The sequence below is a fragment of the Actinomycetospora rhizophila genome, assembly GCF_042657905.1.
Classification (GTDB): Bacteria; Actinomycetota; Actinomycetes; order Mycobacteriales; family Pseudonocardiaceae; genus Actinomycetospora; species Actinomycetospora rhizophila.
This window is the reverse complement of record NZ_JBHSKG010000002.1, coordinates 1-21,582: the sequence shown is the minus strand read 5'-3', so window position 1 is coordinate 21,582 and position 21,582 is coordinate 1. Positions and strand designations below refer to the sequence as shown.

Annotated in this window: 22 protein-coding genes; 6 read left to right on the top strand and 16 right to left on the bottom strand. The window is 74.7% G+C overall.

Annotation, left to right across the window (positions count from 1 at the left end):
• Position 1: 1 nt before the first annotated feature.
• From ACFPK1_RS03870 to ACFPK1_RS03845, 6 genes are all read right to left on the bottom strand, one after another.
• Positions 2–1,165, bottom strand: coding sequence for a macrolide family glycosyltransferase (locus tag ACFPK1_RS03870; protein ID WP_378019588.1), 1,164 nt, complete (start codon positions 1,163–1,165; stop codon positions 2–4).
• A 194-nt stretch (positions 1,166–1,359) separates the two neighbouring features.
• Positions 1,360–1,662, bottom strand: coding sequence for a Dabb family protein (locus tag ACFPK1_RS03865; RefSeq protein WP_378019587.1), 303 nt, complete (start codon positions 1,660–1,662; stop codon positions 1,360–1,362).
• Between the two features lie 20 nt (positions 1,663–1,682).
• Positions 1,683–2,774, bottom strand: coding sequence for an ABC transporter ATP-binding protein (locus tag ACFPK1_RS03860; RefSeq protein WP_378019586.1), 1,092 nt, complete (start codon positions 2,772–2,774; stop codon positions 1,683–1,685).
• Positions 2,775–2,788: 14 nt separating this feature from the next.
• Positions 2,789–3,670 carry a carbohydrate ABC transporter permease gene (locus ACFPK1_RS03855; protein ID WP_378019585.1) on the bottom strand — a complete coding sequence of 294 codons (882 nt, stop codon included), beginning with the start codon at positions 3,668–3,670 and terminating at the stop codon, positions 2,789–2,791.
• Positions 3,670–4,614: a carbohydrate ABC transporter permease gene (locus tag ACFPK1_RS03850; RefSeq protein WP_378019584.1), complete on the bottom strand. Its 945-nt coding sequence runs from the start codon at positions 4,612–4,614 to the stop codon at positions 3,670–3,672. Before ACFPK1_RS03850 ends, ACFPK1_RS03855 begins: the two co-directional genes overlap by 1 nt.
• Entirely contained in the window at positions 4,611–5,987 is a 1,377-nt protein-coding gene (locus ACFPK1_RS03845) for an ABC transporter substrate-binding protein (protein WP_378019583.1), read from the bottom strand. Before ACFPK1_RS03845 ends, ACFPK1_RS03850 begins: the two co-directional genes overlap by 4 nt.
• Positions 5,988–6,186: 199 nt before the next feature.
• Between ACFPK1_RS03845 and ACFPK1_RS03840 the strand changes: the two genes are divergently transcribed.
• Positions 6,187–7,185 (top strand): LacI family DNA-binding transcriptional regulator, encoded by a 999-nt coding sequence (locus tag ACFPK1_RS03840; protein WP_378019582.1) that lies wholly within the window; start codon positions 6,187–6,189, stop codon positions 7,183–7,185.
• Here the strand turns inward: ACFPK1_RS03840 and ACFPK1_RS03835 are convergent.
• Positions 7,182–7,652, bottom strand: a complete 471-nt coding sequence (locus ACFPK1_RS03835) for an SRPBCC family protein (RefSeq protein WP_378019581.1) — start codon at positions 7,650–7,652, stop codon at positions 7,182–7,184. The genes ACFPK1_RS03840 and ACFPK1_RS03835 overlap by 4 nt on opposite strands.
• A 115-nt stretch (positions 7,653–7,767) precedes the next feature.
• Here ACFPK1_RS03835 and xylB point away from each other — a divergent pair, with 115 nt between their 5' ends.
• Positions 7,768–9,165 (top strand): xylulokinase, encoded by a 1,398-nt coding sequence (gene xylB / locus ACFPK1_RS03830; protein ID WP_378019580.1) that lies wholly within the window; start codon positions 7,768–7,770, stop codon positions 9,163–9,165.
• 212 nt (positions 9,166–9,377) lie between these two features.
• On the opposite strand, the gene ACFPK1_RS03825 is transcribed toward xylB, so the two are convergent.
• From ACFPK1_RS03825 to ACFPK1_RS03805, 5 genes are all read right to left on the bottom strand, one after another.
• The gene (locus ACFPK1_RS03825) at positions 9,378–9,887 is read right to left on the bottom strand and encodes an Hsp20/alpha crystallin family protein (RefSeq protein WP_378019579.1); all 510 of its coding nucleotides are present in this window, start codon (positions 9,885–9,887) and stop codon (positions 9,378–9,380) included.
• Positions 9,888–10,026: 139 nt separating this feature from the next.
• Entirely contained in the window at positions 10,027–10,392 is a 366-nt protein-coding gene (locus ACFPK1_RS03820; protein ID WP_378019578.1) for an SCO6045 C-terminal-like domain-containing protein, read from the bottom strand.
• Positions 10,389–11,213, bottom strand: a complete 825-nt coding sequence (locus tag ACFPK1_RS03815; protein ID WP_378019577.1) for an MbnB/TglH/ChrH family RiPP precursor modification enzyme — start codon at positions 11,211–11,213, stop codon at positions 10,389–10,391. Before ACFPK1_RS03815 ends, ACFPK1_RS03820 begins: the two co-directional genes overlap by 4 nt.
• A gap of 101 nt (positions 11,214–11,314) precedes the next feature.
• Entirely contained in the window at positions 11,315–12,229 is a 915-nt protein-coding gene (locus ACFPK1_RS03810) for a TIGR04222 domain-containing membrane protein (RefSeq protein ID WP_378019576.1), read from the bottom strand.
• Positions 12,230–12,361: 132 nt separating this feature from the next.
• Positions 12,362–14,044, bottom strand: coding sequence for a DEAD/DEAH box helicase (locus ACFPK1_RS03805; protein ID WP_378019575.1), 1,683 nt, complete (start codon positions 14,042–14,044; stop codon positions 12,362–12,364).
• A gap of 113 nt (positions 14,045–14,157) precedes the next feature.
• On the opposite strand from ACFPK1_RS03805, the gene ACFPK1_RS03800 reads away from it, so the two are divergent.
• Positions 14,158–14,757 carry an SMI1/KNR4 family protein gene (locus ACFPK1_RS03800; protein WP_378019574.1) on the top strand — a complete coding sequence of 200 codons (600 nt, stop codon included), beginning with the start codon at positions 14,158–14,160 and terminating at the stop codon, positions 14,755–14,757.
• 6 nt (positions 14,758–14,763) lie between these two features.
• On the opposite strand, the gene ACFPK1_RS03795 is transcribed toward ACFPK1_RS03800, so the two are convergent.
• From ACFPK1_RS03795 to ilvD, 3 genes are all read right to left on the bottom strand, one after another.
• A complete protein-coding gene (locus tag ACFPK1_RS03795) occupies positions 14,764–15,531 on the bottom strand; it encodes a hypothetical protein (protein ID WP_378019573.1) in 768 nt (255 codons plus the stop codon).
• Positions 15,532–15,863: 332 nt separating this feature from the next.
• Positions 15,864–16,280, bottom strand: coding sequence for a GNAT family N-acetyltransferase (locus tag ACFPK1_RS03790; RefSeq protein ID WP_378019572.1), 417 nt, complete (start codon positions 16,278–16,280; stop codon positions 15,864–15,866).
• Positions 16,281–16,282: 2 nt separating this feature from the next.
• On the bottom strand, positions 16,283–17,971 hold the full coding sequence (ilvD, locus tag ACFPK1_RS03785) for a dihydroxy-acid dehydratase (RefSeq protein ID WP_378019571.1): 1,689 nt from the start codon (positions 17,969–17,971) through the stop codon (positions 16,283–16,285).
• A 200-nt stretch (positions 17,972–18,171) separates the two neighbouring features.
• On the opposite strand from ilvD, the gene ACFPK1_RS03780 reads away from it, so the two are divergent.
• Positions 18,172–18,603, top strand: a complete 432-nt coding sequence (locus ACFPK1_RS03780) for a hypothetical protein (RefSeq protein WP_378019570.1) — start codon at positions 18,172–18,174, stop codon at positions 18,601–18,603.
• 112 nt (positions 18,604–18,715) lie between these two features.
• Positions 18,716–19,270 (top strand): YceI family protein, encoded by a 555-nt coding sequence (locus ACFPK1_RS03775; protein WP_378019569.1) that lies wholly within the window; start codon positions 18,716–18,718, stop codon positions 19,268–19,270.
• 74 nt (positions 19,271–19,344) lie between these two features.
• Here the strand turns inward: ACFPK1_RS03775 and ACFPK1_RS03770 are convergent, their stop codons facing one another.
• Positions 19,345–20,643: a protein kinase family protein gene (locus ACFPK1_RS03770; RefSeq protein WP_378019568.1), complete on the bottom strand. Its 1,299-nt coding sequence runs from the start codon at positions 20,641–20,643 to the stop codon at positions 19,345–19,347.
• 188 nt (positions 20,644–20,831) lie between these two features.
• Between ACFPK1_RS03770 and ACFPK1_RS03765 the strand changes: the two genes are divergently transcribed.
• A complete protein-coding gene (locus ACFPK1_RS03765; RefSeq protein ID WP_378019567.1) occupies positions 20,832–21,545 on the top strand; it encodes a hypothetical protein in 714 nt (237 codons plus the stop codon).
• The last annotated feature ends 37 nt before the right edge of the window (positions 21,546–21,582 follow it).

Sequence of the window (21,582 nt, the reverse complement as noted above, 5' to 3'; positions counted from 1 at the left end):
GTCAGCAGAGTTCAGCCTCCACCACGTCGGCGGCCCGCGTCGCGCCGCCCCCGCGTCGGATCGCGTCGCGCTGCGCGGCCAGGCGCGCGGCGACGTCGTCCGACGCGGTCAGCGCGAGCAGGGCCTCCCGCAGCGCCGCCGGGGTCGCGTCCCCGGTCGCGACCGTGCGCGCGACACCCAGCGCCTCGAGCAGGGCGGCGTTGCCGAACTGGTCGACGCCCTGCGGGATCGTGATCATCGGTACACCCTGGTAGAGCCCCTCGGAGCACCCGCCCATCCCGGCGTGGGTGACGAACGCGCTCGCGCGCGCGAGCACGCCCAGCTGGGGGACCCAGCGGTGTGCCGTGACGTTCGTCGGCAGCTCGCCCAGCGCGTCAAGGGCCACGTGCGGGCCGATCGCGAGCACCACGTCCCACCCCAGGGGCGCGAACGCCTTGACGCAGGCGCGGAAGGTGTCGGGCCGGTCGTGGTAGGCCGACCCGAACGACACGAGCACCAGCGGGCGCTGCGGGGCGGGCCACCACTCCTGCGCGGCGCGACGGTCGAGGTCCGGCCCGACAAAGGTGTAGACGGACTCGTCGACCCGGTCCGCGAACGGCTGCAGCGCCCGCGGGATCTCGACGATCGAGCGCCGGGGCCGGCCGACGAGCCGCTCGGGGTCGTCGTCGATGCCGAGCTCGGCGAGCCACGCCGCGAACCGCGCCAGGTAGGCCCGGTAGCCCGGGGTGTCCCGGAACGCCAGGTCGTCGGCGAGGTCGGTCTCGTAGCCGTCCCACGCGACCAGCGCCGGCGAGAGCTGGACGACGGGGATGCCGAAGCGGCGGGCCAGCACGATCGCGGGGTAGCCGCCGATGTCGTGCAGGGCGATGTCGGGGACGTCGTCGCCCAGCGCGTCGGCGATCTGCGGCAGGGCCTGCACCGCCTCGTCGAGGAACAGCGCGGTCCCGGCCACCGGGTCGGTCGGCCACTGCTCGCCGCGGGACTGGTCGGGCAGGACCGAGGTGTGGACCAGCGGCGTCGCGCCGGTCGCCGCGACCGTCTCGGCGAACGCGGCCGGGATCGCGTAGGTGACCCGGTGGCCGCGCGCGACGAGCTCGGCGATCAGCGGGAGGTGGGGGTTGGTGTGGCCGTGCGCGGCGACGCCGACCATGAGGACGTGGGCCATGGTGGTCTCCAGGAGCGGGGCGGACGAGGGCAGCGGGGAGTGCGGTCGGCTCTCGTCAGCCGTGGAGCTGCTGGATCACGGCGCGGACGCTAACCCGCGCGGAGCAGCGCGGCGAGCGCATTTCTCCGCGAGCGCGTGGCGATACGGACACTGGGTGTCAGCGACGGCACGCCGCTGACACGGGGATGGTCCGTTCAGTCGCCGTCCGGCAGGGCGAACTGGATGCGGTCGATCGACTCGGCGATCGGGGCGAAGAGCTCGCGCCGGATGCGGTTGTGCTCCGGGTCGGCGTCGTAGATGCGGTAGGCGTCCTCGGACACGAAGTCGGCGGTGAGGGCGAAGTGCGCGTTGCCCTCGCGCAGTCCGCGGTCCCGGCCCCCGACCAGCCGGAACTCGACGCCCTCGACGGTCAGGTCGCGCAGGGCCTGGATCGCCGCCTCCACCTGCTCGGCCGGCACGCCCTCGCGGACACGGCCCACCACCACGTTGCGGATCATCGCCCGATCCTCGCGGACCCCTACGGCAGGCGCTGCCCGGTCTCGGCGTCGAACACGTGCAGGGCCTCGGGGTTCGGGCGCACCGCGATGGGGTCGCCGAAGCGGACGCCCACCCGGCCCGGGCCCCGCACGACGATCGTGGTCCCGGTGTCCTCGGCGAGGTGGGCGTAGAGGTAGGACTCGCTGCCGAGCTCCTCGACGACGTCCACCACGGCCTTGACCACCGAGCCCGCGTCCGCGTCGTTGCTCTCGAGCACCCAGTCCTCGGGCCGGATGCCGACGGTCAGCCTGTCGCGCGAGCCCGCGGCGTCGGAGACGTCGCGCGGCAGCGGGACCTCGACCCCGCCGAGCGTGACCCCGCTCGACGAGCGCGGCAGGTCGAGCAGGTTCATGGCCGGCGAGCCGATGAACCCGGCGACGAAGGAGTTGATCGGCTTGTCGTACAGCTCCGGGGGCGTCGCGTACTGCTGCAGCTTGCCGTCGGCCAGGACGGCGACCTTGTCGCCCATCGTCATGGCCTCGACCTGGTCGTGGGTGACGTAGACGGTCGAGACCTCGAGGCGGTTCTGCATCTCGGCGATCTGGGCGCGGGTCTGTACGCGCATCTTCGCGTCGAGGTTGGACAGCGGCTCGTCCATGAGGAAGACCTGCGGTTCGCGCACGATCGCGCGGCCCATCGCGACGCGCTGGCGCTGCCCGCCCGACAGCGCCTTGGGCTTGCGGTCGAGGTACTCGGTGAGCCCGAGCATGTCGGCGGCCTGGCGCACCCGCTGCGCGCGCTCCTCCTTCTCCATCCCGCGCATCTTGAGCGGGAAGGCCATGTTCTCCGCCACCGTCTTGGACGGGTAGAGCGCGTAGTTCTGGAACACCATCGCGATGTCGCGGTCCTTGGACGGCACGTCGACGACGTCGCGCCCGTCGATGCGCACCGAGCCCGCGTCGATCGGCTCGAGGCCCGCGAGCATCCGCAGCGCCGTCGACTTGCCCGACCCCGAGGGCCCGACGAGGACGACGAGGTCGCCGTCGGCGACCGTCAGGTCGAGGCTGTCGACGGCCGGCTTCGCTCCAGGTGTGTAGATGCGCGAGGCCTTGTCGAACACCACTTCAGCCATGGATCGTGCACTCCCTACTTGACCGCGCCGAACGACAGGCCCTGCACCAGCTTGTTCTGCGCCACCCACCCGGCGATGACCACGGGGAGCGCGGCCAGGGTCGCCGCCGCGGAGAGCTGGGCCCAGTACAGGCCCTCCGAGGTGATGAACCCGACCAGGAAGACCGGCATGGTGCCGGCGTTGGCCGCGGTCAGGTTGACCGCGAAGAAGAACTCGTTCCACGCGAAGATCACGCAGATCAGTGCGGTGGCGAAGATGCCGGGCGAGATGATCGGCAGCACGATCTCGCGCAGCGTGCGCCACAGCGGGGCGCCGTCGATGCTCGCCTGCTCCAGCAGCTCACCGGGGACCTCGAGGAAGAACGACCGCATCATCCACACCGCGATGGGCAGGTTCATGCCGGTGTAGAGGACGACCAGGGTCCAGATGTTGTCGAGCATGCCGATCTGGTTGACCACGACGTAGATCGGCACGATCACCGCGACCACCGGCAGCATCTTCGTGGAGATGAAGAAGAACAGGACGTCCTGCGTCTTCTTCACCGGGCGAAGCGAGACCGCGAACGCGGCCGGGATCCCCAGGAGCAGCACGAGCAGGGTGGAGAAGACCGTGGCGATCACCGAGTTCACCAGGTAGGGCCCGACGCCGGCGGAGAAGACACCCTCGTACTGCTCCAGCGTCGGCTCGAAGATGATCTTCGGCGTGGTGGTGTAGGCGTCGGTCTCCTGCTTGAACGAGGTCAGCACCATCCAGAAGACCGGGAAGAAGAACGCGATGCCCACGACCCAGGCGACGACGCCCAGCCACACGGTGGCGGCGCTGCGCTTCTGACGACGGGGCTCGGGCGGCGCCGCGGGCTCCTGCGTGTCGGGTGGAGTGCTGGTCGTGACCGCCATCAGGCCGCCTCCTGCTCGCCACTGAACGACTTGAAGATCAGGCGCAGCGCGAAGTTCGCCGCGATGAGGGTCAGGATCACCACGACCACGCCCATCGCCGCCGACTGGCCGATGTCGAAGCCCAGGAACGCCCGCTGGTAGATGTAGAAGGGCAGGTTCGCGCTGGCCACGCCCGGACCGCCCTGGGTCATCATGTAGACCTGGTCGAAGATGTTGACCAGGTAGATCGTGCCGAGCACGACACCGAGCTCGATGAACCGCCGCAGGTGCGGCAGCGTCAGCTCCCGGAACGTCGACCACGCGCTCGCCCCGTCGACCCGCGCCGCCTCGAGCTGGTCGGTCGGCATGCTCTGCAGGCCCGCGAGCAGCAGCAGCATCATGAACGGCGTCCACTGCCAGATCAGCGCGGCCATCACCGACGCCAGCGGGTACGTGCTGATCCACTCCGTGCCCGCACCCCCGAACGGCCGCAGCACGAAGTTGATCAGACCCAGCGTCGGGTCGAGCAGCACCGTCTTCCACAGCAGCGCCGCCGCGACCGGCGTGATGAGGAACGGCGTGATGAGCAGCGTGCGCACGATGCCGCGGCCGGCGAACTGCCGGTTGAGCAGCAGCGCCAGCAGCAGGCCCAGGACCACGGCGATCAGCACCGAGCCGAGCGTCATGACCACGGTGTTGAGCGCGACCGTCCGGAACTGGCTGTCGGCGAAGACGTCGCCGTAGTTCGCGAACCAGACGAACTCCTGCGACCCCGGCCGGACGAGGTTCCACGACTGCAGCGAGTAGTAGAGCGTCAGGATGAACGGGATCTGCGTGACGATGATCGTGAAGACCAGCGCCGGGAGCAGGGGTCCGCGGCGGCGCCACCCCTCGGCACGGTCGATCGCCGCCTGGCCGCCGGCCTTCTCGGGCGCGGCGGGGCGTTCTTCCAGGGTTGCTGTCATCGCTGGTAGCTCTCCCCCACCGTCTCGGCGTAGTTCTGCGACTGCTCCAGGGCCTCGTCGACGGTGATCTGTCCGGCGATGGCCGCGCTGACCTGCTGGCTGACCCGGGTGCCGAGGTCCTGGAACTCGGGGATGCGGACGAACTGCACGCCCTGGTAGGGCACCGGCTGCACGGTCGGCTGCTGGGGGTTGGCCCGCTGGAGACCGTCCAGGATCAGCGGCGCGTAGGCGTTCGCGACCTGCTGGTACTCGGGGATCCGGTAGGTCGACTGGCGGGACCCGGGCGGGATCGAGGTCCACCCGATCTCGGGATCGTTGCCGGCCCGCTGGATGTACTGCTGGTCGGTCATCCAGGACATGAACCGCCAGGCGGCGTCCTTGCGCGGGGAGGTCTGCGGGATGCCCAGCGACCAGGAGTAGAGCCAGCCCGAGGACGGCGTCGCCACGACCGGCGCCGGGGCGTAGCCGATGCGGCCGGCGACGGTGGACTCCGCGGGGTCCTCGACGGTGCCGGCGGCCGACGTGGCGTCGTACCACATGGCGACCTGGCCCTGGCCGAACTGCGTGGCGCACTCGGAGAAGCCGGACTGCGAGGCGCCGGGCTGGCCGTGGGTGCGCACGAGGTCGACGTAGAACTGCACGGCCTGCCGCACCTCGGGCGAGGTCAGCTGCGCGTTCCACTGCGGGTCGAACCAGCGCCCGCCGAAGGTGTTGATCACGGTGTCGAGCGGGGCCATGACCTCGCCCCAGCCGGGCTTGCCGCGCAGGCAGATGCCGCGCTGCTGGCCGGGGCCCTGGTCGAGCCGCGCCGCGAACTCGGCGATCTGCGGCCACGTCGGCTGGGCGGGCATCTGGATGCCGGCCTGCTCGAAGAGGTCCCGGCGGTACATGAGGAACGACGACTCGCCGTAGAACGGCACCGAGTACATCCGGCCCTCGTACGACAGCGAGTCGCGCACCGTGGGGATGAAGTCCGCGCGGTCGTAGCCCGGCGTCGCGGCGATGTAGGGCTCGAGGTCGGTGAGCCAGCCGTTCTGCGCCCACTGCGGCGTCTCGTAGTTCGAGATCATGACGATGTCGAACTCGCCGCCGCCGGTCGCCACCGACGCGGTGATCTTGGCGCGGGCCTCGTTCTCCGACAGCGAGACGAAGCGCAGCCGGATGCCCGGGTTCTCCGCCTCGAACTGCGGCGCGAGCGAGATCGCGTCCTCCATCTGCGGGTTGGACACGATGGCGACCGTGACGGTCTCGACGCCCTCCGCGCTCCCGAGCGCCCCGGCGCCGGAGCACCCGGCCAGGAGCCCGAGCGTCGCCACCACCGCTCCGAGTACCGCCGGCAGTCGGGTCCGTCCCCGTCGCGCCGCGCCCCGCATCGCGCCTCCTGCCCCGTGGCCGCCGGTGGTCCGCCGGTGGTCGTGACGTGGGCCACTGACGGTGGAGTGACCGTAAAGCTGCGCTCAGTGAGAGGCAAGCGCTTAACCGCATCAGTTCCACGGGAGGGCGCAGGCGGGGTACAACTCTCCGGTGGACGGGCGGGCGCCGGCGGCGCCCGCCGGAGGACGGGAGCCGGGCATGGTCACGATGGCCGATGTCGCGCGGATGGCCGGTGTCTCCACCGCGACGGTCTCGCACGTCCTCAACGGCACGCGACCGGTGCGTGCGCGGACCCGGGAGCTCGTCCTCTCCGCGGTCGCGGCAACCCACTACACGCCGAACACCGTGGCCCGCTCGCTCGCGACCGCGCGCACCACGACGATGGGCCTGGTCCTCTCGGCGATCTCCAACCCGTACTTCGGCGAGCTGCTCAGCGCCGCCGAGACCGCGGCCGCGGCGGCCGGCTACACGCTGCTGCTGGTCGACCCGCACGAGGACCCGGACTACGAGCTGACCGTCGTCACGCGCCTGCACCACCACCGCGTCGACGGCATGGTGCTCGCGCCGTCGGCGCGCCCGGAGGCGGCGCTCGCCTACCTCGCGCGCCACGAGGTCCCGACGGTGCTGCTCGACCGGCTGATCGACCCGGCCCACGACCAGGTCGGCACCGAGAACCGCGAGGCCACCGCGGCGCTGACCAGCCACCTCGCCGAGCACGGGCACACGCGGATCGGGCTGGTCACCGGGCTGGCCGGGCTCGCCACCACCACCGAGCGCCGCGACGGGCACCGCGACGCCCTCGCCGCGTGCGGGCTGCGCGTCGACCCCGAGCTCGAGGTCGGCGGATCGTCGGCCACCGAGACCGCGCGGGTGGCGGTGCACCAGCTGCTGGCCCTGGACGACCCGCCGACCGCGATCGTCGCCGCGAACAACAGCATGACCATCGGGGTGATGCAGGCGCTGCGCGAGGCCGGGCTGCGCGTCCCGCGCGACGTCGCCGTCGCCGCGTTCGACGACTTCGCCTGGGCGGAGCTGTTCTCGCCGCGCCTGACCGTCGTCGCCCAGCCGTTCCGCGAGATCGCGACGACGGCCGTCGAGCTGCTCCTGCGGCGGATCGCCGACCCGGGCACGCCGCCGGCGACCCGGCGGATCGCGCCGGCGGTGCGGATCCGGGAGTCGTGCGGCTGCCCGCCCTAGGTGAGCGCGGCGAGGTTGTCGAGCGACCGGGTCAGGTGCTCCTCGCCGAACGGCGGGAACGCGATGTGCTCGCGCAGGAACGCCGGGACCGCCGACCAGTCGTAGGTCAGCGTCACCCGGCAGCCGGCACCGTCGGACTCGAGGTCGTAGCGCCACGTCCAGCCGCCGAACCCGAGCTCGCCGTCGGGGCCGTACTGCCCGGGCTGCCAGGCGAGGGCCCGCGGCGGCTCGAAGACCTCGACGCGGTTGTGCATCCGGTAGTCGCCGTCGGGGTGGTTGCTGTGGAACATCCCCATCCCGAAGACCTGTCCGACGCCGGTGATCTCGTCCCGGTCGAGCGGCTCGCGCACCCAGCCGGTGCCGTCGATCGCCGCGTGGTGCGCGGGATCGGTGAGGACCGCGAAGACCGTCTCGGCCGGGGCGTCGATGTGCCGGGTCACGCCCATGACCTCCGTCGTCGTGCTCATCGCCCGTCTCCCGTCGCTCGTGGATGGTCCTCGAACGATATCGCGCAGTAGCGTCGAAGGACAGAGCGGGGCGGGCCGACACGTGGGCGACCCTGATCGCGGGGATACTGCGGGCATGGCGCGTTCTGCGACGTACGTGGCCGGGGTCGACTCCTCGACCCAGGCGACCAAGGTCCTCGTGGTCGACCCCGCGGACGGGAGCGTGGTCCGCGAGGCCCGGCGCCCCCATCCCGACGGGACGGAGGTCGACCCGCGGGCCTGGTGGGACGCGCTGGCCGGCGCGCTCGGCGAGGTCGGCACCGACGACGTCGCGGCGATCGGGGTGGCCGGCCAGCAGCACGGGATGGTGCTGCTCGACGAGTCCGGGCAGCCCGTGCGCGACGCCCTGCTGTGGAACGACACGCGCTCGGCGCCCGACGCGCGGGCGCTGATCGACGAGCTCGGCGGGGCGGCGGCGTGGGCCGAGGCGGTCGGCACGGTCCCGGTCGCCAGCATCACCGCCACCAAGCTGCGCTGGACGTCGCGGGCGGAGCCGGACACCGCCGCGCGGGCGCGCTCGGTGATGCTGCCGCACGACTGGCTGACCTGGCGCCTCGCCGGCGCGCCGGACGAGCCCACCACCGACCGGGGCGACGCCTCGGGCACCGGCTACTGGTCGACGGTCACCGGCGAGTACCGCCACGACCTGCTCGAGATGGCGTTCGGGCGGAGCCTCTCGGTGCCGCGGGTGGCCTCTCCCGGTGAGGTCGTGGGGCGGACACCGGACGGGCTCGCCGTGTCGGCCGGGACGGGCGACAACGCCGGCGCCGCGCTGGCGATCGGGCCGGCGGCGGGCGAGGTCGTCATCTCGATCGGCACCTCGGGCGCGGTGTTCACGGGCCACGACCAGCCCTCCACCGACGCGTCCGGGCTGGTCGCGGGCTTCGCCGACGCGCGCGGGGGCTACCTGCCGCTGGTCTGCACACTCAACGCGGCCCGGGTGCTCGGGGCCGGGGCGGGCCTGCTGGGCGTGGACCCCGAGGGGTTCGACGAGCTCGCGCGGGCGGCGTCCCCCGGAGCGGGCGGCCTGGTGCTCCTGCCCTACCTCGACGGCGAGCGGACCCCCGACCGCCCCGACGCCCAGGGCCGCTACGTGGGGCTGACCACCACCAACGCGACCCGCGAGAACCTGGCGCGCGCGACCGTCGAGGGCATGCTGTGCGGGCTCGCCGACGCCGTCGACGCGCTGGTCGAGCAGGGCGTGCCGGTGCGCCGGGCGCTGCTGATCGGCGGCGGCTCGCGCTCGGGCGCGGTGGCCGACCTCGCCCCCGACATCCTCGGCCTGCCCGTGGAGGTGCTCTCGCCGCAGGAGTACGTGGCCCTCGGCGCCGCCCGCCAGGCCGCCTGGGCGCTGCACGGCGAGGAGCCGGGCTGGACGGTAGCGCGCGAGACCACCCGCGAGGTCACCGACAGCTCCATCTCCGGCGAGGTCCGCGCGCGCTACGCCGACGTCCGCGACGGCCGCGCCCGCTAGAGGTCGGCGTTCGCGTGGTGCCGGGTGTTCCAGCGTGGCGGCCACGCTGGCGTTGAACGTCAGGAAAGCCCCCATCTCGGTGCGAGCGATGCGGCTTTGCTGGCGTCTCGTGCCAGGATCGCCACAGGCTCGATGACGCGACACGCCGGGCCCGGACACGACGACGCCCGCGGGACCGGGTGGTCCCGCGGGCGTCATCGACGGGACCCGCGTCAGGCGGCGCGGTCCTCGGAGGCCTCGCCTGCCTCGGGAGCGGAGTCCGCGGACTCGGTGCTCTCCGTGTTCTCCGGAGCCGGCACGCCGTCGATGGCGATGCGGCGGGCGCCGGGCTCGACGGGCTCGGCGTGGGCGCCGACGACCCGCAGGGTCAGCACCCCGGCGTCGTAGGACGCGGTGACCGCGTCGGCGTCGACGTGCTGTGGCAGCGTGAAGCTCCGGCGGAACGAGCCGCGCCGGCTCTCGCGCCAGCCCTCCCCGGACTGCTCGTCGCGGCGCTCGCCGCGGACGACCAGGCGGTGGCCGTCGACGTCGACGGCGACGTCCTTCGCGACGTCCACACCCGGCAGCTCGAGGCGGACGACGGCGTCGTCGCCGTCGCGCACCACGTCGGTGGTCGGCGCGTAGAAGGCCTGACGGCGGCTCGGCGCCGGGCGGCGGAACAGGGCGTCGGCGACGGCGAACGGATCGACGAAGCGCGGGCCCCAGGGGACGAGAGTGCTCATGGTGGTTCCTCCTCGGGTGACGAAGGCGGCCCGTCCTTGCGGGCCTTCGACTCATGCAACATGAGTCATCTCGACTCAATTCCCGGGACATGGCAAATTCCGTCGTCCGTCGACCTGGGGGATTTCCTGACGTTGGACGTCAGCGTGGCCGCCACGCTGAGACACCCCGTGCCTCGAGCAGGCGGCGGAGCCCCCGCCGGCGTCGGGGCAGGGTGCCGTCGGCGCGGAGGGCGGCGACGAACGCGTCGGCGTCGGCGCGCATCGACGTGCCGACGCGGCGTGGGTGCGCGGCGATCCACGCGTCGAGCCGGGGCCCGACGTCGTCGCCGAGCGCCGCGTGCACGTCGGCGGGCAGGAGGCGCGCCAGGACCCGGCGGCGCTTGGCGCGCAGCGCGTCGGCCTCGAGCGCGACGCGCGCCGGGTCGACGCCGTCCGGGGCGGGGCCGCCGGCGACGAGGGCGGCGAGAAGCTCCGCCTGCCGCCGGGCGAGATCGTCGCGGCTCACGGGGGTGAGTGCACCGCCCGCAGCGCCGCGAGCTCGGCGGCCAGCTCGTCGTCGGGCGGGTAGCGGTCGTCGCGCTCGAGCAGCACGGCCGGCGGGCGGTGCCGCGCGCACAGCGCCGCGAGCAGGTCGAGCACCGGCTCGGTCAGCGCGTGGGCGTGGGTGTCGTGGTAGACGCCGTCGCGCTCGACCCCGCCCGCCGCGTGCACGTACGCGACCCGCTCGAGCGGCAGCTCGTCGAGCACCCGCTCGGGGTCCTGCCCGAGGTTCACCGCGCTCGCGTACAGGTTGGCGACGTCGAGCAGCAGCCAGGCGCCGGTCCGCGCGCAGAGCTCGGCGAGGAACGCGCCCTCGCCCATCTCCGCGTCCGGCCAGGCGAGCAGCGGCGCGATGTTCTCCAGCGCCAGCGGCACCCCGAGCGTCGCCTGCGCGGCGCGCACGTTGTCGACGACGACGTCGAGCGCCTCGCGCGTGCGCGGCACCGGCAGCAGGTGCCCCGACTCGAGCCCGCCGGCCCGCACGAAGGCGACGTGGTCGCTCGCGAGCGGCGCGCCGAGGGCGTCGGCGACGGCCGCGAGGTGCTCGACGCGGTCGTGGCGCAGCGGTTCGGCGCCGCCGAGCGAGAGCGACACCGCGTGCGGCAGCACCGGCATCCCGCGGGCCCGCAGCGCCACCAGCGACGCGGGCAGCTCGTCGGCGTGGAGGTCCTCGGCGACCGCCTCGACGAAGTCGACACCCGCCATCCGCTCGACGGTGAGGTCGATCTCGCGGCGCCAGCCGATGCCGACGCCGCGCGGTCCGGCCGTCAGGACGCTCACGGGCAATCCCCGCCGCCGCGTCGCGGCGCGCGGGCGGCCCACCCCACGGCGGCGAGGGCCGCCAGGGAGACCCCGAGGAACGCGACGCCGAGGACGTCAGGCACCGCTCATCCCCCGCACCCGCCACCGCCGCCGCAGCCGCCCCCACCGCCGCAGGACGAGCCGGAGCCGCACGACGACCCGCCGTCGGAGCCGCCACCGTCCCAGCCGCCCCCGCCCCCGCCCGCCGCCGGCGCGGCGAGCAGGCCCGCGAGCTGGGCGTCGGGGTACATCGCGAACCCGCCGACCGCGACCAGGCCCGCGACGCCGAGCGTCCCCGTCGCGACGGGACCCCACGCCCGGTCGGTCGCGAAGGTGGGGCGATACGTCGTCGCCCGGGCCGCGGCCAGGGTGGCCCGGCCCTTCGGCGTGGGGCGGCGGGTGGGGAGCAGGTTGACCGCGATCGCGACGACGACCGTGAGCACCAGCAGGACCACCAGCAGGACCACGGGGGCGCTGCGCGCGATCCCGGCGGCGAGCCGCGCCAGCCCCAGCACCCCGACGACGCCGACCGCGACCAGCGCGATGTGCTTGCGGCGCCGGACGGCGGCCGGGTCGTGGAGCAGCCCGCGGCCCTGCGCCGCCGCCTCGAGGTCGCGGAACACCGGCGCGCCGCGCATCCGCATGACCGTCCCCGCCGGCGTGACGCCGGTGGGCGACGCGGCCACCGCGTCCACGACGGCCTCGTCGAGCTCGCCGATCGCCGGCCGCCCGGTCGGCGTCAGGTGGCGGTCACGCCCGACGCGCAGCACCCCGCCCTCGACGAGCCGGGCGATCGCGGCCTGCACGAGCCGGACCGGGCCGCCCGCCATCACGGCGAGGTCCTCGACGGTCGCGTCCGGCGCGGGCGCCTCGCCCCCGTCGCGGGCCACGCGGCGGTCGAGCGCCCGCAGCCCGAGCGGCGCGGTCAGGCCCGCGGCGAGGAGGAGCAGGACGTAGATGCCGAGGAACGCCGGGCCGGGGATGCCCCACGTGTCTCCCACGACGACCTCCGGGCGCGACGCACGTGATCGCGCACGGTCGTGCGCACCCGCGATCTTTCGGCGTCACGACCGCGCACAGCAAGCGTGGCCACCCGTTCGGCCCAGCAATCAGCTACACACGGTGAGAACGGGTCAGCGTCGACCGCGACCGCGTCCCGCGCCGGAGCGCGCCGAGTGGGCGGCCGCGGAGTGCTGCGGCGCCGCCGGGGCACCACCGCCCGCCGCGGGCCGACGCCGCGCGCCACCCGAGGAGGACGAGGACGTCGAGTAGGTCGGGGCCTGCTCGCCCCCCGAGCGACCGCCGCCACCGCGGCGGCGCGGACGACCGCTGCCGCCACCGGCGGCACCCTGGTCACCGCCACCCCCACGACCGCCGGCACCACGACCACGGCCACCAGCACCGGACCCACCACCGGACCCACCACCGGACCCGCCGCCGGAGCGCCGGCCACGACCGGACCCGCCCGACGACCCGCCCGCGGGCTGGGGCGCCGGCTTGCGCGACGCGGATTCGGGCCCGTTCTCCGGGTCGACACGGGGGGCGGGGTCGCCGACGAGCTCGGTGATCTCGTGCGCGCCCGGCCCGACGGTCGCGGTGCGCGGCGTGATGCCGGCCTTGCGCGTCATCGAGGCGACCTCGGAGCGCTCGGCCGGCGCCACGAGGGTGACGACGTCCCCGGCCGACCCGGCACGCGCGGTGCGCCCGGAGCGGTGGGTGTACGCCTTGTGCTCGGCGGGCGGGTCGACGTGCACGACCAGCCCGACGTCGTCGACGTGGATGCCGCGCGCCGCGATGTCGGTGGCCACGAGCACGCGCACGTCCCCGGCGGCGAAACCGCCGAGGTTGCGGTCGCGGGCGGGCTGGGACAGGTTGCCGTGCAGCTCGGTGGCCGGGATCCCGGCCGCGGTGAGCTGGCGGGAGAGCTTGCGCGCGGCGTGCTTGGTGCGGGTGAACAGCATGCTGCGCCCGCGACCGGCGGCCAGCTCCTGGACCACGGCCGCCCGGTGCGCGGGGTCGACGGTGAACACGTGGTGGGTCATGTCCGGCACCGGCTCGGACGCGGTGTCGACGCTGTGGGTCACCGGATCGTGCAGGAACTCCCGCACCAGCCGGTCGACCTCGCCGTCGAGCGTCGCGGAGAACAGCAGCCGCTGCCCGTCGCGGGGCGTGCGGCGCAGCAGCCGCCGCACGGCGGGCAGGAAGCCGAGGTCGCTCATGTGGTCGGCCTCGTCGAGCACGGTGACCTCGACGCGGTCGAGGTCGACGAGACCCTGGCCGATCAGGTCCTCGAGGCGCCCGGGGCAGGCGATGAGCAGGTCGACGCCCTGGCGCAGCGCCTCGGCCTGGCGGCCCTGGCCGACGCCGCCGTACACGACGGTCTGGCGCAGGCCCAGGGCCTCGGCGATCGGGGCCAGCGCGTCACGGACCTGGCTGGCGAGCTCGCGCGTGGGCAGCAGCACGAGGGCGCGCGGGCGCTTCGAGACGGTACGGCCGCCGGTGAGGCGCGCGAGCAGCGGCAGCCCGAAGGCCAGCGTCTTGCCGCTGCCGGTGCGGCCGCGGCCCAGCACGTCGCGCCCGGACAGCGCGTCCGGGATCGCGGCCGCCTGGATCGGGGTGGGGTCGGTGATCCCGCGGGCGGCCAGCTCGTCGACGACGGCGGGCGGGAACCCGAGGTCGGAGAACGGTGCCGCGGAACGGGGAGCAGACGTCGTCGAGATGTCGGAGACCTCTCCAGAGGGGGAACGAGGGGCCGCGAGCGTCGGCCCGTCCGTCGTGGAGGGGGACCGCGTGTGTGCGGTGTGCTGACGACCCACGGGCGCCGGTGCGGCGCCCTGTGCGTCCCCAGTCTCCCAGAGATCGTCGGTCCGGGTGCGACCCCGGGGGGTGTCGGTCGTCTCCGGCCGCACGGGCACCCCAGACTGGGACCATGATCGACGATCGGTGGTGGCGCTGGGTCGACCGGCTCGACGCGCGGGGCTGGCACGCGCGGGCGGTGCTGCGTCCGCCGGCGGGCGAGGACGTGATCGCCGCGGCCGGCGAGGTCGTCGGCGGGCTCCCCGACGAGCTCGCCGCGCTCTACCGCCTGGCGGACGGGCAGATTCCGTCGCGCGAGGTGTCGGGGCCCGCGACCAATCTGTTCCCCGGGCACGAGTTCCTCTCGCTCGCAGGCGCGCGCCGGGCGTGGCAGGGCTGGGCGGACATCCGCCGCGACCACCGGCCGGAGGACTTCGACGACGTGATCACCGTGCGCGGCGACGATCCCGTGCACCGCGTCTACACGCGGGCGCCGTGGTGGCCGCTGGCCGAGGACGGCGGCGGCAACCACCTCATGGTCGACCTCGAACCGCCGCCCGGCGGCACGCTCGGCCAGGTGCTGGTCGCGGGCCCGGACGAGGACGAGCGCCGGGTGCTCGCGCCCACCCTCGCGGCCTACCTGCAGGCCCTGCTCGACGCCGAGCTCGACGACCCCGAGCCGGGGGCGATGGGCGAGGGCTTCGCCTGGTGGGACGCGCCGCACCTGCGCTGAGCGGGGTCACCAGTCGCCGAACAGGCCCCCGCCGTCGAACCCGCCGCCGTCGAACCCCGGGTCCATGCCGGGGTCCATCCCGGGGTCCATCCCGGGGTCCATGCCGGGGTCCATGCCGGGGTCCATCCCGCCGGCCATGTCGCCGGCCATGGCGTCGCCGCCCACCGCGGCCGCCCCGAAGCCGGAGAACAGCGCGCTCGCGACCATCATCCCGCCGACGGCGCCCACGCCGCCGAGCAGCATCGGGCGCCACCACGGCTCGGAGTACCAGCCGGCGGGCACGGGGCGACCGCCGACCATGCCGCCCGGGTAGTAGTGGTTGTTCTGCGCGGAGGGCTGCGGCGAGCCGGTGACGCTGCGGCCCTCGACGTCGACCGACTGCTCGGCGTCCAGCGCGCCGGCCCGGGAACGCTCGGCGGAGTCCGGGAGCTCCGGGCCCGGGTCCATGCCCATGGCCGTGCGGGCGGCGCGCACGTAGTAGAGGCCCTCGAGCGCGGTGTCGGTGACCAGGCGGTACTGCGGCGCGCTGGTCGCCTGCTCGAGCTGGGAGCCGGCGGCGGTGTAGCGCTCGGCGGCGTCCGCGAGCGCCTGTTTCGACGGGTCGTCGGAGCCGGTCAGGTTCAGCACCTGGCCCCCGAGGCGTTCGTACCAGCGGCGGGCCTCGGCCTCGGCGTCCCCGAGCTGGTTCTGGGCGGTGGTGCCCCGGCCGCGCCCGCGCGTGGCCACGAGGGCGATCAGACCGCCGACGACGAGCAGGATGAGCAGGATCTCCACGGTCACCACTGTCCGCCCGGCTCCTGAGGAGCGGCTGTGAAGAGGCTGGGACGCCGCCGGGCTCGTCGATGGTGAGGGGCGCCCCTCGCCCGTCTATCCGACCGAAGGTGCCCTTCGCTCAGGAGCCGGCCGCGCGACGTGGCGCCGGTACCGCTCGCCGGAGATCACGGGCACCTGGTGCACGTCGGGCCGGTGCTCGAGGTCGATGACGTGCTCGTGATCCTCCGGGGTCGCCGGCGGCGCCGTGACGCGCGCGTTTCGTTCCGGCGAGGGGCGCCCCTCGCCCGTCTATCCGACCGAAGGTGCCCTTCGCTCGGAACTCCACGGGCCGCTCAGGACCGCCGCATGGGCACGTGCGGGATGCCGTCCTCGTCGTAGCCCGGGCCGTCGACGGCGAAGCCGAACCGTTCGTAGAACCCCTGCGCCCGCACCTGCGCCCCGAGCACGACCGGGCCCTCGATCCCGGCGAGCACCGCGCGGACCAGCGCCGCCCCGGCGCCGGTGCCGCGGTGCTCGGGCGCGGTGACGATGCGCCCGAGCCGCACGACGCCGTCGCCCTCGTCGAGCACGCGCAGATACGCGGTGATCTCGCCGGCCGGTCCGCGGGTCCACACGTGCTCGGCGACGGCGTCGAGGCCGTCGAGCTCCTGGAACGCGCAGTCCTGCTCGACCACGAACACCCGCACGCGCAGGGCGAGCAGGTCGTAGAGGTCGCCGGCGGTCAGCTCGTCGAACCGCGCCCGCCGCACGGTCAGTCGAAGCCCACGACGGCGCCCTGGGCCGCCGAGCCGACCAGGCGCGCGTACTTGCCGAGCACGCCGCTGCGGTGCTTCGGCGGCGGCGTCGTCCAGCCCTCGCGCCGCGTCGCGAGCTCCTCGTCGGAGATCAGCAGGTCGAGGGTGCGGGCGGCGAGGTCGAGCCGGATGCGGTCGCCGTCGCGGACGAACGCGATCGGGCCGCCGTGGTCGGCCTCGGGGGCGACGTGGCCGACGCAGAGCCCGGTCGTACCGCCCGAGAAGCGGCCGTCGGTGAGCAGCAGGACGTCCTTGCCCAGTCCCGCGCCCTTGATCGCGCCGGTGACCGCGAGCATCTCGCGCATCCCGGGGCCGCCGCGCGGGCCCTCGTTGCGGATGACGACGACGTCGCCGGGCTGCAGGCCGTCCGGGCCGGACGACTCGACGGCCGCCATCGCCCCCTGCTCGCCGTCGAACACCCGCGCGGTGCCCTCGAAGGAGGCGGTGTCGAAGCCCGCCGACTTGACCACCGCGCCGTCGGGGGCCAGCGAGCCGCGCAGGATCGTCAGCCCGCCGGTGGGGTGGATGGGGTTCGACAGCGGGCGCAGGATCTCGCCGTCGAGGCCCTCGGGGCGCAGCTCCTCGAGGTTCTCCGCGACCGTCCGCCCGGTGACCGTGAGGCAGTCGCCGTGGACCAGCCCGGCGTCGAGCAGCGCCTTCATGACCACCGGGACGCCGCCGACGCGGTCGACCGTGTTCATCATCCAGCGCCCGAACGGCTTCACGTCCGCGAGGTGCGGGACCTTGTCGCCGATGCGGTTGAAGTCGTCGAGCTCGAGCCCGACGCCGGCCTCCCGGGCGATCGCCAGCAGGTGCAGCACGGCGTTGGTCGAGCCGCCGAACGCCATGATGATCGCGATGGCGTTCTCGAACGCCTCGCGGGTCATGATGTCGCGGGCGGTGTGGCCGCGGGAGAGCATGCCGACCACGGCCTCGCCGGAGGCGCGGGCGAAGCCGTCGCGGCGGCGGTCGGCCGACGGCGGCGACGACGAGCCCGGCAGCGCCATCCCCATCGCCTCGGCGGCGCAGGCCATGGTGTTGGCGGTGTACATCCCGCCGCAGGCGCCCTCACCCGGGCAGATCGCGCGCTCGATCTCGTCGACCTTCTCGCGGCTGATCAGCCCGCGGGCACACGCGCCGACGGCCTCGAAGGCGTCGATGATCGACACCTCCTTGCCGTCCACGGTGCCCGGCATGATCGAGCCGGCGTAGAGGAACACCGACGCGAGGTCGAGGCGCGCGGCCGCCATGAGCATCCCGGGCAGCGACTTGTCGCAGCCCGCGAGCGTGACCGTGCCGTCGAGGCGCTCGGCGGACACCACCGTCTCCACCGAGTCGGCGATGACCTCGCGGCTGACCAGCGAGTAGTGCATGCCCTCGTGGCCCATCGAGATCCCGTCGGACACCGAGATCGTGCCGAACTCCATGGGGAAGCCGCCGGCGCGGTGCACGCCCTCCTTGGCCGCGGTGGCCAGGCGGTCCAGCGACAGGTTGCACGGGGTGATCTCGTTCCACGACGACGCGACGCCGATCTGCGGCTTGGCGAAGTCGTCGTCGCGCATCCCGACCGCCCGCAACATGCCGCGGGCGGCGGCGCGCTCCATCCCGTCGGTGACGTCACGGCTGCGGGGCTTCAGGTCGGCCATGAGGCGAAGGTAACGCTTGTCGACCTCCCGGGCCGGGGGCAGACTCGCGCGCATGACCGGGGAGACGCTCGAGCCGTTCTGGCCGAGCCGTCGCGACGACGCCTTCGACGAGCGCTGTCGCCGGGACACCTGAGCACCCCCGTCACGGCGGGTGCCCCTCTGCGTGCCCCGACCGCGACCCTGCTCTGGAGTCCAGCACCGTGACCCTCGCCCCGCCCCGTGTGGTCGTCCTCGACCCTGTCGACCACGGTCTCGTCACCCCCGCAGGCGGGTCCCGCGACCTCGACGCCCTGCTCGACCGGGCCCGCGCCGCCGAGACGGACGGGGGCGCGGTCGTCGTCGTGCCGTCCGGCGCGCCGGACGCGCCGGCGCGCCACCACTGGCCCGCCACCGCGCAGGCGCTGGCGGTGCTGCTCGCGACGACGTCGGTGCAGGTCGCCGTGGGCGTCGTGCCCGCGGCGTGGGAGCCCGACGCGATCGCCCGCTTCGCCCGCAGCGCCACCGGCCTCGCCGGCGACCGGCTGATCGTGCAGGTGCGCGGCGCCAGCGCCGAGGCCTTCGCCGGGGCCCTGACCGCCCGCTGGGACGGGCCGGTCGTCGTGGGCGACGGGGACCTCGGCGCGCACGCCTGACCTCGGCGTCCGGCGAGACGCCGGTCACAGCACCCCGCAATAGTTGACGTCTCAACCGACAGTGCTAGGCTCTGCCTTGAAAGTTGATGCTTCAAGTCCCACGGAGGACACCATGACCGAGACCGCCGCGCCGACCCTCGAGCTCGCGGGCTCGTACCAGATCGACCCCGCCCACACGCGGATCGGCTTCACCGCCCGCCACGCGATGGTCACCAAGGTCCGCGGCACGTTCGGCGAGTTCCGCGGCACCGCCACGATCGGCGAGGACCCGGCCCGCTCGGGCGTCGAGATCGTCATCGCCGCCAACAGCCTGAACACCGGCCAGGAGCAGCGCGACGGCCACGTCCAGGGCGACGACTTCCTCGCCGTGAACGTCTACCCCGAGATCACCTTCCGGTCGACCTCGGTGGAGCAGGACGGCGACACCTACAACATCACCGGCGACCTCACGATCCGCGACATCACGAAGTCCGTGACCGTCCCGTTCGAGTTCACCGGCCTCGCCAAGGACCCCTTCGGCAACGTCCGCGCCGGCTTCGAGGGCGCCACCACGATCAACCGCAAGGAGTGGGGCATCACCTTCAACGCCGCGCTCGAGACCGGCGGCGTGCTCGTCTCCGAGAAGATCGGCCTCGAGTTCGACGTCTCGGCGGTCAAGCAGGCCTGACGCCGCGCACCCCGCACCGACAACGGCCCGCGCCCCCACCGGGGGACGCGGGCCGTCGTGCGTACGGGCCGGGCTCAGAGCACCGCGTCGAGCAGCTCCCCGACCGGGCCCTCGGCGCCGGAGTCGGCCTCCGAGCCGGACCCCGGGTCCCCGCCGGAGTCCCCACCGGAGCCGCTGTCCGCGTCGCCGCTCGAGTCGCCGTCGGCGTCGGCGTCGGACCGGTCCCTGCCGGAGTCCCCGGCGTCGTCGCGGTCGGCGTCGTCCGACCCCGAGGCGCTCTCGTCGTCCTGCTCGGTGCTGTCGTGACGGTCCTCGGCGCGGTCCTCCGAGCGCTGCTCGGCACGCTGCTCCGACCGGCTCCCGGACCGGTCCTCGGCGCGCTCGCCGACGCCGGACGACGTCGCGCGCATCCCCGGGGACGAGGCGCCGCCCCCACCGGCGCCGCTCTTGGCGGCGGCCGCCGCCGGGGAGTCGCCGCCCGCCTCGACGGGGGCGGCGGGGACCACGAGCGTGTACGCCGGGGACGCGGGGGCCGGGTGGAACAGCGCCGGGCGCCCGACCGCGTCACCGGCGATGGCGGCCGAGGCGTCGCCGCCGGTGACGCCCACGCCGGTGCCGAGCGCCCCGCCGAGGACCACGGCGCCGACGCAGGCGGCGAGCACCGCGCGTCGCGGACGGCTCGAGGCGACCCGGCGGGCCCGGACGCGGCCCGGCGCGGGGGCCCGTCGCGGCGCGTGCGCCGCGAGGCCGTCCCGCAGCCGCTCGCGGGCGGCGACGTCGGCGGCGTCGGCGACCAGCGCGCGCACGGCCGCGACGACGTCGGCGGACGGCGCGGGGACGACCGGGAGCGGGCCCGTCGCCGCGAGGACGGCGACCCCGGCCAGCGCGGTGACGTCGTCGTCCGCCGAGGCGCCGGCGCGGGCCGGGGCGCCGTCGCCGGTCCAGCGCGGGCCGAGCGCGGGATCGAGCAGCACGGCATCGGGTCCGACACCGCCGTGGACGACGCCGCGGCGGTGCAGGCGCCCCAGCCCGGCCGCGAGGCGGGCGACGAGGACGGCGGCCCACGCCGGGTCGCACGGGGTGCTCGCGGCGTCGAGGCTGCCGTCGCGGGCGAGCGGCATGACGACGAAGGGGCCGTCGGCGCCGTCGGGGGCGCCGTCGAGGACCTCCATCGCCCGGCCCGGCCCCAGGCGCTCGCGCAGCAGCGCGTCGCGCTCCCAGCGCTCCCGCCCGTCGGGGCCGGGGAACGTCTTGACCGCGACGTCGCGCTGCAGCAGGACGTCGTGCGCGCGGTGCACCCGGCCGGCGGTGCCCCCGAGACGCTCGTGGAGGCGATAACGATCGGCCGTCACCGGTGGGGACGTACGCACCACACGGGCTCCTTCGGCGAGAGGACGGAACGGGGCGCCGCGGCGGGTGCAGCGAGGTCGCTTACCACCCGTCCGTGGGCCGCACACCTGACGCGTCACGACACGTACGTCGATCGGCGTAGCCAGGTTCGGCAGTGTTCCCGGGTTCACCCCCGATGTCCCGGTGACCAGCCCCGATGACGCTGAAAGGTGTGACCACCAAGCACTGGCGCCACCTGCTCGTGTGGCTGCACGTGATCAGTTCCACGGCCTGGATGAGCGGGGCCGCCGCCCTCGCGATCCTGCTGGGCCTCTCGCGCAGCGACCCGGCCGCCGCCCGCGCGACCGTCGGCGCGGCCCGTCACCTCGACGTGTTCCTGCTCGCCGTCGCCGCCAACGCCTCGACGACCACCGGGTTCGTGCTCGCGTGGACCACGGCGTGGGGCCTGGTGCACCACTGGTGGATCGTGGCCAAGGCGACGATCACGCTCACGCAGCTCGCGGTCGGGATCGCGATCCTCTCGCCGGTGCTCGACGAGCTCGCCGCGGGCGGCACGCCGGCGCCCGCGGCACAGGTGGCGGGCGCCGCGGTGATGGCGTCGGCGGTGGCCTTCCAGGCGTGGCTGTCGGTGGCCAAGCCCTGGTCGCGGACGCCGGTGGCGCGCCGCGACCGGGCGCGGGGCCGGGCGCGGCTCCCGCAGGCCGGGGCGCCGCTGGTGGCCGCCGGGGTCGTCGCCCCGCTCGGCGACGTGGCGCTCACCGCCGTGCTCGGCTTCCCGGCGCCGCTGCTCGAGGTCGTCGTCCTCCTCGTCGTGGGGGTCGCCCGGCGGCGCGCCCTCAGGCATCCCATGGGCTCCAGGGTCAAGCTGCAGATGCCTGACGGTGGGCCCATGCGGTGGTCTCGTCGTAGGGAGTTCGGGTCTTGAGGCAGCCGTGCAGTATGCCCACGAGGCGGTTGCCGAG